This window comes from Solibacillus cecembensis (assembly GCF_050272495.1).
Taxonomy (GTDB): domain Bacteria; phylum Bacillota; class Bacilli; order Bacillales_A; family Planococcaceae; genus Solibacillus; species Solibacillus cecembensis.
In genome coordinates, this window is sequence record NZ_JBNNMF010000001.1 from 45474 (window position 1) to 58374 (window position 12901).

General features: G+C 38.7%; 11 protein-coding genes. All 11 read right to left on the reverse strand.

Annotated elements, in window-relative coordinates:
- Positions 1-1047 carry an ABC transporter permease gene (locus ACQKIH_RS00210; RefSeq protein ID WP_057986912.1) on the reverse strand — a complete coding sequence of 349 codons (1047 nt, stop codon included), beginning with the start codon at positions 1045-1047 and terminating at the stop codon, positions 1-3.
- Entirely contained in the window at positions 1048-2589 is a 1542-nt protein-coding gene (locus ACQKIH_RS00215; protein ID WP_427762776.1) for an ABC transporter ATP-binding protein, read from the reverse strand. It abuts the gene before it with no gap.
- A 247-nt stretch (positions 2590-2836) separates the two neighbouring features.
- Positions 2837-3922 carry a BMP family lipoprotein gene (locus tag ACQKIH_RS00220; protein ID WP_427762778.1) on the reverse strand — a complete coding sequence of 362 codons (1086 nt, stop codon included), beginning with the start codon at positions 3920-3922 and terminating at the stop codon, positions 2837-2839.
- Positions 3923-3984: 62 nt separating this feature from the next.
- On the reverse strand, positions 3985-4713 hold the full coding sequence (locus ACQKIH_RS00225) for a GntR family transcriptional regulator (RefSeq protein WP_057986918.1): 729 nt from the start codon (positions 4711-4713) through the stop codon (positions 3985-3987).
- A gap of 207 nt (positions 4714-4920) precedes the next feature.
- Positions 4921-7212 carry an FtsK/SpoIIIE family DNA translocase gene (locus ACQKIH_RS00230; RefSeq protein WP_057986920.1) on the reverse strand — a complete coding sequence of 764 codons (2292 nt, stop codon included), beginning with the start codon at positions 7210-7212 and terminating at the stop codon, positions 4921-4923.
- Between the two features lie 80 nt (positions 7213-7292).
- The gene (locus ACQKIH_RS00235) at positions 7293-8960 is read right to left on the reverse strand and encodes a ribonuclease J (RefSeq protein ID WP_057986929.1); all 1668 of its coding nucleotides are present in this window, start codon (positions 8958-8960) and stop codon (positions 7293-7295) included.
- A gap of 246 nt (positions 8961-9206) precedes the next feature.
- Positions 9207-10121, reverse strand: a complete 915-nt coding sequence (gene dapA, locus ACQKIH_RS00240; RefSeq protein WP_057986931.1) for a 4-hydroxy-tetrahydrodipicolinate synthase — start codon at positions 10119-10121, stop codon at positions 9207-9209.
- Positions 10122-10136: 15 nt separating this feature from the next.
- The gene (locus ACQKIH_RS00245; protein ID WP_057986933.1) at positions 10137-11177 is read right to left on the reverse strand and encodes an aspartate-semialdehyde dehydrogenase; all 1041 of its coding nucleotides are present in this window, start codon (positions 11175-11177) and stop codon (positions 10137-10139) included.
- A gap of 82 nt (positions 11178-11259) precedes the next feature.
- Complete coding sequence (locus ACQKIH_RS00250) at positions 11260-11850, reverse strand: dipicolinate synthase subunit B (RefSeq protein ID WP_427762781.1); 591 nt, start codon at positions 11848-11850, stop codon at positions 11260-11262.
- Positions 11843-12619 carry a dipicolinate synthase subunit A gene (locus tag ACQKIH_RS00255; protein WP_427762782.1) on the reverse strand — a complete coding sequence of 259 codons (777 nt, stop codon included), beginning with the start codon at positions 12617-12619 and terminating at the stop codon, positions 11843-11845. Before ACQKIH_RS00255 ends, ACQKIH_RS00250 begins: the two co-directional genes overlap by 8 nt.
- On the reverse strand, positions 12616-12885 hold the full coding sequence (locus tag ACQKIH_RS00260; protein ID WP_057986939.1) for a YlmC/YmxH family sporulation protein: 270 nt from the start codon (positions 12883-12885) through the stop codon (positions 12616-12618). Before ACQKIH_RS00260 ends, ACQKIH_RS00255 begins: the two co-directional genes overlap by 4 nt.
- Between the last annotated feature and the right edge of the window lie 16 nt (positions 12886-12901).

Sequence of the window (12901 nt, forward strand, 5' to 3'; positions counted from 1 at the left end):
TTACTGGCCCTCCTTTTTCTTTCCGAATTTTTGTAAACCTAATCGGATAATATAACCACTCGCTACGAAGAAAATAATCAATGCAATAATAATCGCTACGATTTCTTCTGGAATACCTGCTTCGTTTGGCATATTTAATGCCCCGTATTTCAATGATCCAAATAAAGAAGCACCGAATACAACCCCAAGTGGCGTGTTTGCGCCAAGTAAGGCAACCGCAATTCCGTCAAATCCAATGCCTGAGAATCCTGCTTTAATCGATGCGTTTTGGAAAGTACCTAAAGCTTCCATCGCACCGGCAAGACCAGCAAATACCCCTGAAATCGTCATCGCTAAAATAATATTTTTTTTGACATTCATTCCGGCATATTCAGCAGCATCTTTATTGAAACCTACTGACTTTAGCTCGTAACCGCGTGTCGTTTTTTCTAAAATAAACCACATGACGAACACCATTAATAAAGCCACGATAATACCTAAGTGTAAGCTTGAATTATCTGTAATTTCGCGTAACCATGGCATACGTAATGTTGCACTTTCTAAAACTGTCGGCGTTTTAAAACTGCCGTCCGACAAATTTCGAATAACAGCATTCGTAATATGTAACGCCGTATAGTTTAACATGATCGAAGCAATTACTTCATGCACTGAGAATTTCGCTTTCAAGAAGCCGACAATAAATGCCCAAAATGCACCTGCTGCTGCCGCTGCAAGTAACGCTAATGGCAAGTGGATAAATCGTGGCAGCTCAAATGCATAACCGACGTATGCAGCAGCTAACCAACCCATTAATAATTGCCCTTCAACCCCAATATTGAATAGTCCTGTACGGAACGCAAAAGCGACTGCTAGACCTGATAAAATATACGGTGTAATTTGACGAATTGTATTTCCGATTGAATAGGAATCCCCAAAAATACCGTTCCATAAAGCAGTATAACCTAGTACTGGATCATAACCACTGACAACCATTACGATCGCCCCAACGATTAAACCAATAATAATTGAAACAACAGGAACGAGTATATTTACTACACGATTTGACATCTATTCGTTCCCCTCCTTAACAGCCTTCACTTGTCGTTCTTCGCCGGCCATTAATAAGCCTAGTTCTTGCTCACTTGTTTCTTTTGGATTAACTGTATCGATAATGATTCCATCATAAATGACAGCAATTCGGTCCGAAACATTCATTACTTCATCCAGTTCAAATGAAATTAAAAGAACAGCTTTTCCTTTATCACGTTGTTCAATTAAACGTGTGTGAATAAATTCAATCGCCCCTACATCTAAACCACGCGTTGGTAGTGCTGCAATTAATAAATCGGGGTTACGGTCAACTTCACGTCCAATAATTGCTTTTTGTTGGTTACCACCAGAAAGTGCACGTGCAGGCGTCATTTCACCTTGCCCCGAACGAACATCGAACTCTTCGATTACTTGACGTGCTTTTTCATTTATTTTTTTGTAATTCATAATGCCACCCTTTGAAAGCGGCTCCTTGTAATACGTTTGTAAGGCGATATTATGTCCAATTGAGAAGTCTAATACAAGTCCATGTTTGTGTCGGTCTTGTGGGATATGTCCAATACCTGACTCCGTAATTTTACGTGGCTTTAATCCCGTAATATCCTTGCCATTTAACGTAATTTTACCGCTCTTCACTTTGCGTAAACCTGTAATCGCTTCGATCAGTTCTGATTGTCCATTGCCATCAATACCTGCAATCCCGACAATTTCACCTCGGCGAACATTTAAATTTAACCCTTTTACTTTTTCAATATTACGGTAATCGGTTACAAATAAATTTTCAATCGCTAAAATTTCTTCAGCTGGCGTAGCGTCTTTTTTCACCGTTTTAAAGTCCACTTGACGTCCAACCATCAATTCCGCAAGTTCATTCGGGTTCGTTTCAGCAGTGATTACTGTGCCAATTCCTTCACCTTTACGAATAATCGTTACGCGATCCGATACTTCCATAATCTCTTTTAATTTGTGGGTGATGATGATAATCGATTTTCCTTCTTTTATAAGAAGTTTTAAAATGCTCATTAATTCTGTAATTTCTTGTGGCGTTAACGACGCTGTTGGTTCATCGAAAATTAAAATTTCTGCACCGCGGTACAATGTTTTTAAAATTTCCACACGTTGTTGCATACCAACAGAAATATCTTCAATTTTAGCATTGGGATCGACATCTAAATTATATTTTTTAGATAATGCTGCAATATCTTTTGCTGCATCCTTTATATTAATCATACCTAGTTTAGTAGGTTCACTGCCTAAAATAATATTTTCTGTAACAGTGAAATTCCCCACTAACATAAAGTGTTGATGGACCATCCCAATCCCTAAATCATTGGCTTTATTTGGATCTGTAATTTTTACAGATTCCCCACGTACTTTTATTTCACCAGCTTCCGGTTGATAAAGACCGAAAAGCACATTCATTAAAGTCGACTTACCTGCACCATTCTCTCCTAGTAGCGCATGAATTTCGCCCTTTTTTAATTGGAGGGTGATATTATTATTTGCTACGAAATTACCAAACTCTTTGCGAATTCCGAGCATCTCAATCACATGTTCCACTTGATTCACTCCCTTAGGCTATTATTAGGATAATTTTTTAAATTAACACATGAAAGACTTTTTAGAAAATCTTTCATCTATTAATTTTTTCTTTTACTTATTACTTTCGCTAAATACTAAAAATAACCTTCATTTCCTTACACTTTTCAGCGAACATACGTACCACCAGTTAATCGAATCATCTAACAAACCACAAAATCATCATAGGAGATATTTTCCCCTATGATGATGATCGTACCTAAATGAATTATTTAAGTGATTCAGAAACAGTAATTTCACCAGAAGCGATTTTTTGTTTATATTCTTCTACTACCGCTAATACGTCTTCTGGAATAGCACCACGAGAATCTGCTAAGCCAACACCATCTTCAGCTAAACCATAAGTAATCGTTGTACCACCAGGGAAGTTTCCGTCTTTTGCTGCGTTAGAAACTTCTACTACCGCTTTGTGAACACCTTTTAACATTGAAGTTAATGTAACGTTCGTTTTATCATCTACTTTACCTTCAGCGTATTGGTCAGCATCTACACCGATTACCCATACGTTTGCATTCGGATCTTTTGATTTACGCTCTTTTGCTTCAGAGAATACACCGTTACCCGTTTGACCAGCCGCGTGGAAAATAATATCTACGCCTGAAGAGTACATTGCATTTGCAGTAATTTTACCTTTAGCCGCATCAGCAAATGATTCTGTATAGTTACGTTGAATTTCGATATCAGGATTTACTGCTTTTGCACCTTCAACAAAACCTGCTTCGAAACGGTTAATTACTGGAATGTTGTTCCCACCTACGAAACCTAATTTACCCGATTTAGACATTTTAGCTGCAGCAACACCTGCTAAAAACGCACCTTCATGCTCTTTAAACATAAGGCTTACTACGTTTGGTGCATCTACTTCAGCATCGATTAATGCTAACATCGCTTCAGGATTATCCGCTGCGATTTCACCAATTGAATCACCCATTAAGTAACCAACACCAAATACTAAATCGAAGTCACGACGTAATAAGTTATTTAAGTTTGTGTTATAATCTGCATCTGTTTCTGATTGTAAGTAATCATAGCCTTCTTTTTCTTTTAGGTTATTGTCAGTGCCGTACTGTTTAATCCCTTCCCAAGCAGATTGGTTAAACGATTTATCGTCAACGCCACCAACGTCAGTTACCATTGCTACTTTAAATGCTTCACCAGCATCTTCTGTGTTTGTATCAGAGCCAGCATTGTTTGAAGTGTCTTTTTCTTTATCCTCACCGCCACCACATGCGGCTAAAATAGCACCTGTTGCTACTACTGATGAGATTAATAAACCTAATTTACGCTTTTTCATGAATGAGTCCTCCTCAAAGGGTTTTGTAATTAGCAGGAATTAAATAAGTTGTATTATTTGTTCTACACCCGTTTACGTACTACATGGAAACTGAATTTATCAGCTCTAAAATAATTTTTTGAATAAAGAACGACGCGATCATTCTCGTCGTAATGAAGTTGTTTCAAAATAAGCAACGCTGATTCTGGCCCACATTTCAAAATAGGTGAGACTACATCATGGAAACCAACTGGGTTAATATACGTTACTGCGTATGCAATACGGATATTTCCAGTTTGTTCAAGTGCTGAAAAAATTGAAACGGTTTGGTTACTAATAAATTCTGACGGTAAAAAGCTTGCAGGAACGCGATCGACACAATACACGACTGGTTCGCCATCTGCCGTTCTAACACGTTCAATCGTGACTACATTGTCATCGATATCTGCTTGGAAACGTTCGATATCTTCCTCGGTCACCTTTTCTTCCTGTGCGCTCATAAAAACCGTACCTGGAATCATTCCTGCATTTTCAATCATCGAAGAAATACTCGATAAATGTTCAATGCCCGATGTGAAAAGGGGTTTCGGATTTACAAATGTTCCTACACCGTGACGTCTTACAATAACATTTTCTTCTTCCAATAGTCGAAGCGCTTCGCGAAGAGTTGCACGACTAACACCAAGTGTTTTTGAAAGTTCAAATTCAGATGGCAGTTTTTCATTTTCACGATAAATTTCTTTATCGATATCTGACTTTAATCGGTCAATCACTTGTAAATACAAATGACGATGATCCGCCTTAATTGTCATTTTGTATCACCACCATAACATAGAGATCAGACATCTGATGTACAACATTCCTACTAATTCGTGATTAATATAACATTTTCATTAATAAAAGAAAACACTTTTATCGCAATGTGACATACTTTATTTCATTTTTAGCAAATTTATTTAAAAATCGCACAAAAAAAATTAACATTCATAAAGTTTTGATAACTTCTAATATATTGACTTTTAAAGCCGATTTCCTAACACTTGTCTTGGTTTACTACCTTCTGGTGGACCGACAATTCCCCGTTGTTCCATTTGATCGATTATTCTTGCCGCGCGTGAATAGCCGATGCGGAATTTACGTTGCAACATGGAGACAGAAGCGGTTTGCATTTCATAAATAAGTCTAACCGCGTCATCATATAGCTCATCCGTTTCATCCAATTCATTTCGAATCGGTTCATCGGTCGGAATCATCGCCTCTTCATACTGTGCTTTCTGCTGTTGGATGACACTGTCGATCACATGTCCTACTTCTTTATCACTGACAAAAGCCCCCTGAACACGTGTAGGTTTCGATGCACCTGCTGGTAAATAGAGCATGTCCCCACGCCCAAGTAAGCGTTCTGCACCTCCCATGTCCAAAATCGTACGCGAATCGACTGCTGAAGATACAGCAAAGGCAATGCGCGACGGAATATTTGCTTTAATAATGCCTGTAATAACATCGACAGAAGGACGTTGTGTTGCAATAATTAAATGGATTCCCGCTGCACGTGCCATTTGAGCAAGACGTGTAATCGCATCTTCCACATCACTTGACGCAACCATCATCAAATCAGCCAACTCATCGACAATGACAACAATGTATGGCAATCTTGGTTGATGCTCCATTGCTTCCTCGTTATATTGATTAATATGCTCATTATAGCCCTCTATATTCCGTGTACCCGACATTGAAAATAAATCATAGCGTCGTTCCATTTCCGAAACGACTTTCTGCAACGCTTGTGCTGCTTTTCGTGCATCCGTTACGACCGGTGCCAATAAATGAGGTATGCCGTTATAAACACTTAACTCGACCATTTTCGGATCAATCATCATCATGCGTACTTCGGAAGGTGTTGCGCGCATAATAATCGACACAATAATACCGTTAATACAAACACTTTTCCCACTCCCTGTTGAACCGGCAACGAGTAAATGGGGCATTTTATTTAATTCGGCTGTAATCGCTTGACCTGTCACATCTCGTCCTAAACTGACCATTAATTTGGATTCAGGCTTGTACTGTTCCTTCGCCTCAATTACTTCTCGTAAGGTCACCATCGACACTTCACTATTGGGCACTTCTATACCAACAGCGGACTTCCCTGGAATCGGTGCCTCAATTCGAATATCCTTCGCTGCTAACGCAAGGGCTAAATCATCTTGTAGGCTAACAATTTTACTTACTTTCACACCCGTATCTGGCATGACCTCGTATTTTGTCACCGCAGGACCTAAATGAACTTGCGTTACTTTTGCCTTTACCCCAAAACTTGAAAATGTTTGCTCTAACTTTTTCGCATTTTTTTGAATAACCGAATATTCACCGCTTTGATCTTGTTCTGGTGGCGCGTTTAATATTGTGATAGGCGGTAAAATATAAGACTGCTCTGGAGCTGCGTTTGGCACAGTCACTTCTTCAAGGGGGACTTCCTCTTCCTCAATTATCGGCTCTCTCATTTGTTCATTTCTTATGTTTTCCACAAAGTTCGAAATTACCGGCTCTTCTTGTATCGGCGTATTCAAAATAACAACCTCTTCATCTGCTGCTTCCTCAGCAAAACTCGGCTCCTCTTGTGTACGTCGCGAACGGTTTCCTCGCTCGGCCCTTGGTGTTGTATTTCGATTCGTTCTCGTTCTCGTTAGCGCTCCCCTTAATTTAGGTGCCTTTTCTATTAATAAAGGGACAAAAGCCTTTCCCGTAATAAGTATAATACCGATTGCCATAATGACTGTTGCTGCTATTTTCGCCCCAGCTGCATCAAACAATACATGTAATAGGCTAAATAGAAGTCCACCAATCATGCCACCACCCAATGCATGACTGCGATTGACGATGCCTTCTGTACTAATTAAAAGACGCCATGTTTCCTTTAATACCGAATTCGACAGTAAAGCATTCGCTGCATACAGTTGTTCAAATAACAAACTATGACTAAAAATTGTTAAGCTTGCCCCGACAAGTAAAACACCAGAGACAATGCGATTATTAAAAGCAACACCTCTTCTACGTACCATTAACATGCCAGCAATTAATAAACATAATACTGGCACAATGAAATGCAAGTTTCCAAAGAAAAAGACCACAATCGAAAAGGTCCATCTTCCTATAATTCCAAATTCAAAAAATTCTATAATCGCAAAAGTAATTAACAGTAAACCAATGATTTCATAAGCAAGCGGATGAAGCTCCTTCTCATGACCGGCTGCCTTTGTTTGTGGTTTCGACTTTGCTTTTGCTTTTGTATTTTTAGTTTTACGTTTCAACGGGTTATTCACCTACTTTATTTCAATGGGAGAAAAAAAGGATTTCCTACACCCTTCGGCAAGAAAACCCTTTTATCCTGTTAATATTCCATAATAATTGGAATAATCATTGGACGACGTTTCGTTTTTTGGAATAAATATTGGTTTAAAGAATCACGAATTTCTTGTTTAATATTTGTCCATTCGAATGTTTCTTTTCCAACATACTTTTCAATTACTTCACGTGCGATATTTGCTGATTCTTCCATTAATTGTTCTGATTCACGAACATAAACGAAGCCTCTTGATAAAATTTCCGGACCTGATGCAATCTTCTTCTGTGCACGGTTTAATGTCACAACAACGATAAATATACCATCTTGTGATAATAACTTTCGGTCACGTAATACAATATTGCCTACGTCTCCTACACCGATCCCATCGATTAAGACGTTACCAGCTTGTACACGTCCTGTCATGCGCACTTTACCATTTTTATATTCGACAATATCACCTTTGTCTGCGATAAAAATTTGTGATTTTTGTAAGCCGACCTGTTGTGCTAACTTTGAGTGTGCAATTAACATGCGGTACTCACCTTGGATTGGCACAAAATACTTTGGCTTCATAAAGTTTAACATTAATTTTAAATCTTCCGCACTACCATGACCTGAAACATGCACTTTCTTGTTTGAAGTCAATACAGTTGCACCAGCTTTAGCTAGTTGGTTCATCGTATTAAACATCTGCACTTCCATGCTAGGAGATGGTGTAAATGTGATTAATACGGTATCGGTATTTCTGATTTTGACATCACGGTGGTGTTTACGCACAATTTTATCAAGTACATCAAGTGGTTCACCTTTGTTGCCCGTCGCCATAATAATAATTTCATCATCTTGATATTTATGAATTTCGTTCACAGGTACTAATAAATCCTCGTCCACTTCTAGATAGCCAAGGTTTACACCGATATCAACGATTTTTTCTAAAGACTTTCCGACAACCGCCACTTTACGATACGATGTAGCAGCTTGACTAAATACTTGTTGAATACGAATAAAGTTTGATGCATATAGCGCAACGATAATACGACCTGGCGCGGAAAGGAATGTTTTTTGAAGCTCCTCTGCAATAACAGATTCACTCGTTGTATGCCCTGGACGTTCTGCCTCCATTGATTCAGAAAGTAACATTAGTACGCCTTCTTCACCAAGCATCGCCATTTTCGCTAAATTCGGTTTAAATTTACCAGTTGCTGACTGATCAAATTTAAATTCTCCTGTATGAACAATTGCGCCTTCTGATGTGTGGAATACAATCCCTAAAGAATCAGGAATACTATGTGTCGTATGGAAGAATGTCACATGTGTAGTCACAAAGTTCATGCGGCTATTGCTTGTTACTTCAAAGAATTTTACTTGATAAGGCACTGGTAATTCTTTTAAATGTTCTTTTGCTAATGCGATTGTTAATTTTGAACCATATACGGGCGCTTTTACTTTTTTCAATACATAGGCAATCGAGCCAATTGCATCTTCATGTCCATGTGTTAAGAAAATCCCTTTTACACGATCTTTATTTTCTTCTAAGTACGTAATATCTGGAATCACTATATCAATACCAAGCATTTCGTTCTCTGGGAACATGAGCCCGCTGTCTACTACGAAAAGCTCTTCGTCGATTTCGATTACATACATTGATTTTCCGATTTCGCCAACTCCGCCTAACGGAATGACACGGATTAGTTCATTTTTATTTTTTGTCACTTCATTTTCCTCCTAAATTGTTCCGAACAGCAACCACTTAATTTTCATTATACGGTGAGAATGACGAGAGTACAAATAAAATAAGTGAATTTCTACTTGAATGTTATTTCGTCATTTCTTTCAAACCTATTTTTCTCTTTTGATACTTTTAAATATTATATCGAGATAGTCTTTGTTAAGTGCTTGATTATTTAAAAAGTGGCATTTCGACATATTGTCAAAACGCCACTTTTTTTTGTTTTTAGGTTATTTTTTTTCTTGCAAAACGCGGAAGTTTTGTGCCTTTTCTTGATACGTATCCCAAATTTGATCAAATGCCGCTTTCTCTTCTGGTAGCATTTCCATCATCGGTAGGCGTACATCTAATGTATCAAAACCAAGCTTCGTCATCGCGTATTTGATTGGCGACGGGTTTGGCTGTGCAAATAACGCGCGCACTAAAGGCAATAATGCACGGTGAATTTGCGCGGCTTCTTCATGTCGACCTTGCTCAAATGCACGAATCATTTGTTGCATATCGTTTCCTACAACATGCGAAGCGACCGAAATGATTCCACGACCACCAATTGCAAGTAGTGGTAATGTTAAACCATCATCTCCTGAGTACACGTAGAAATCTGAATTGACATTTTCAATAATATCGCCCATTTGATCTAAATTACCACTTGCCTCTTTAATGCAAACAATATTTTCAACATCCTTGCTGAGGGCAATCGTTGTTTCCGCTAAAATATTGGCACCCGTACGTCCTGGGACATTATAAAGCATAATCGGGAGCGCCGTTTCTTTAGCGATGGTCTCAAAGTGAGCATACATGCCGCGTTGATTCGGTTTATTGTAATACGGTGTTACAAGCATAATTCCATTTGCGCCATTTTCTTCTGCTTTATGCGTCATCGCAATTGAATAGGCCGTTTCATTATCTCCTGTACCTGCGATTACTGGCACACGTCCTGCCACTTTTTCTACTGTAAAACGAACAACTTCAATCTTTTCCTCCGTAGACATCGTCGGATTTTCAGAAGTTGTACCGCAAGCAACAATCGCATCTGTTCCGTTGTCTATTAAAAAATTGATAATACGTTCAAGCTCTACATAGTTAATCGCGCCATCTTTCGTAAACGGCGTAATCATAGCTGTTCCAATACGACCAAAGTCCATGTAAATACACTCCTTTTATAGTAAGTTATCCTCTAACATTGCTTCAGCTATTTGAATAGAATTCAATGCTGCACCCTTTAATAAGTTGTCTGCAACAATCCATAGGTGGAAACCTTTTTTATTATCTAGATCTTGGCGAATACGACCTACATAAGTTGGGTCCTCATTTTCAGCATAAAGAGGCATCGGATAAACTTGCTGTGTAATATCATCTTGTAAAACAATGCCTGGTGCGTCTTGTAGTGCCGCAAAAATGTCTTGCACAGTCGCTTCCTGTTCTAACTCGATATAAACCGATTCTGAGTGACCAGATACGACAGGAACGCGCACACAAGTTGCTGCAACACTCAATTCTGGTGCTTCCATAATTTTTTTTGTTTCATTAATCATTTTCATTTCTTCATATGTAAATCCGTTGTTCGTGAACTTGTCAATTTGCGGGATGACATTACGTGCTATTGGATAATGTTTGGCATCTGATTTAACAGGAAGAACATTGGCCTCCACATTTTTACCCGCTTCCCACTGCATACTTTGTTCACGTAACTCATCAATTGCTGCAATTCCAGAGCCTGATACTGCTTGATAAGTTGAAACGATTACTTTTGTTAAACCAAATTTTTCACGGATTGGTTGAAGTGCTGCTACCATTTGAATTGTTGAACAGTTCGGATTAGCAATAATCCCTTTTGGAATATTCTTTAGAACGTGGCGATTGACTTCTGGCACGACTAGCGGCACTTCTAGATCCATGCGGAAATGACTCGTATTGTCGATTACAATTGCGCCTCGTTTTGCTGCTTCAGGCGCAAGTTTTTCTGAAACGGAACCACCTGCTGAGAAGAAAGCAACATTGACGCCTTCAAAGCTTTCTGGTGTCGCTTCTTCAATTGTATATGTTTGACCGTTAAATTCAATTTTCTTACCGGCCGAACGTGCTGAAGCTAAAAACTTTATATGGTTAATCGGAAACTTACGCTCAATAAGTTTTTCCATTAATTTTGAACCTACTGCTCCTGTTGCTCCAACTAGTGCAACTGTCAATTGCTTTGTCATTTCTCATCTCTCCTAAAATAAACTAGATACATAATGTTGGATATTGTATCATAAATAATTTGAATTGTGTACGTTTATTGGATTATTTAAAAAATTGTATAATTATTGGTTGAACCTGTTTTTTATGAACGAGAGAATATTCCACCGTTTCGAGCATTTTTGTGAAATCCGCTATAAGCGACGTCGGTTTTAGAACTGGATCATCCTGGCCAAATGGAATAAAATAAATGTTCTTCGCATTCATTAATTTCATTATATTCATCCCATTTAGCCCAAGCGCATCATTCGTTGAAATTCCCAAAACAACAGGTGAGCCATTTCGTAATGTCGCCTTTGCAGCCATCAAAACAGCACTATCCGTCGCAGCATTGGCAAATTTACTAATTGAATTTCCCGTCATCGGTGCAATAACCATACAGTCGAGTGGATTCCTCGGCCCAAATGGCTCTGCCTCTACAATAGAACTTACTACTTTCTCTCCTGCCAAGGCCTCAATTTTTTCAATCCATTCCGCCCCTGTACCAAAGCGAGTTGCCGCATGTAATACAGAAGGTGTAATGATTGGTACAACGGTTGCCCCTGCATCTCGAAATTGCTTAATTTTAGGGACAACATCCTCATACGTACAATGTGAAGCCGTTATTCCAAGTCCTATTCGCTTTCCTTCAAGCATTTTTTTCCCTCCTAATGAGATCGAGCATCGTTTCATACATGATTTTAGCTGCTGCTTGCGGAAAGTATTTCCCAGGTAATGCTGGCAACAACTCATATTGCGATAAAGTGAGTTCTTTCAAGCATCCCGGTGCAGATGCTATGTCATAAATCGGACATTCAATGAATTGTGTATACTCTTTTGTCAACCAAGCATCTGGAATTGTGTTAATAATCAAATCGGCTGAACATTGATTTTTTTCATCTAAATAAATCCCTGTATAGCCATACGCAATCGCCTCGGCACATTGTGTTTCCGAGTGAACAGCTATATGAATATCGGCATGCATGCGACTTAAAAATAATGCAAGTATTTTTGCCACTCGCCCAAAGCCTGTAATAATAATTTTTTTACGTTGAACACTTACCCTTTGCTGATATATATGGGCTAAAAAGCCTTCAGCAGTAAGGGCTGCATTTTTCCAAATAAACGCTTCATTTTGCAAATAGAAGATTGGTTTTGTATTTCGTAAATGTTTAGTCCAATCGTCATCTAATCGACCTGCAAAAATGCGGACTTGATTAATACCGAATAATTCAGGAACCTCAATTTTTAACGGCTGGATTGGTAACACCAGTATCGTCGGATGAAATTCAAGTGCCGCCTTATTTAAAGCATCATCCCACTTATTTGTGCATTTGTAATATACCGTGCGTTGATGATCCGTTAATTCCTTTGCTAGCAATTTCATCCGCTCATCCGTCCCTACAATAAGCCAGCGCTCTGTCATTCGATCGGATGATTAATCGATGAAGTAGTTTTTTGAAATAAAATACGATCTTCGCCAATTAGCAAAATCTCTTCCCAAGGAATATATTTAATCGTTGGTGTTTTCTTTTTTTGGAATGGCATCTTCACCATTTGGGCAGGCATTTCAAATCCTAAAATTTTCCCTGTCTTCGGATCAAAAATACATTCTGTCTCCGCTAAAAAACCATAGCGAATCCCCTTTTCCATTTCGATTAATTCCTTTTCAGCAAGCTCAGATAATAGCATCCTCATCCTCCTCTTC

Coding starts and splice junctions, on each gene's coding strand:
- ACQKIH_RS00210 (WP_057986912.1), bottom strand. CDS start 1,047: ATGTCAAATCGTGTAGTAAATATACTCGTTCCTGTTGTTTCAATTATT.
- ACQKIH_RS00250 (WP_427762781.1), bottom strand. CDS start 11,850: ATGCTTGAAGGAAAGCGAATAGGACTTGGAATAACGGCTTCACATTGT.
- ACQKIH_RS00255 (WP_427762782.1), bottom strand. CDS start 12,619: ATGACAGAGCGCTGGCTTATTGTAGGGACGGATGAGCGGATGAAATTG.
- ACQKIH_RS00260 (WP_057986939.1), bottom strand. CDS start 12,885: ATGCTATTATCTGAGCTTGCTGAAAAGGAATTAATCGAAATGGAAAAG.
- ACQKIH_RS00225 (WP_057986918.1), bottom strand. CDS start 4,713: ATGACAATTAAGGCGGATCATCGTCATTTGTATTTACAAGTGATTGAC.
- ACQKIH_RS00220 (WP_427762778.1), bottom strand. CDS start 3,922: ATGAAAAAGCGTAAATTAGGTTTATTAATCTCATCAGTAGTAGCAACA.
- dapA (WP_057986931.1), bottom strand. CDS start 10,121: ATGGACTTTGGTCGTATTGGAACAGCTATGATTACGCCGTTTACGAAA.
- ACQKIH_RS00245 (WP_057986933.1), bottom strand. CDS start 11,177: ATGACAAAGCAATTGACAGTTGCACTAGTTGGAGCAACAGGAGCAGTA.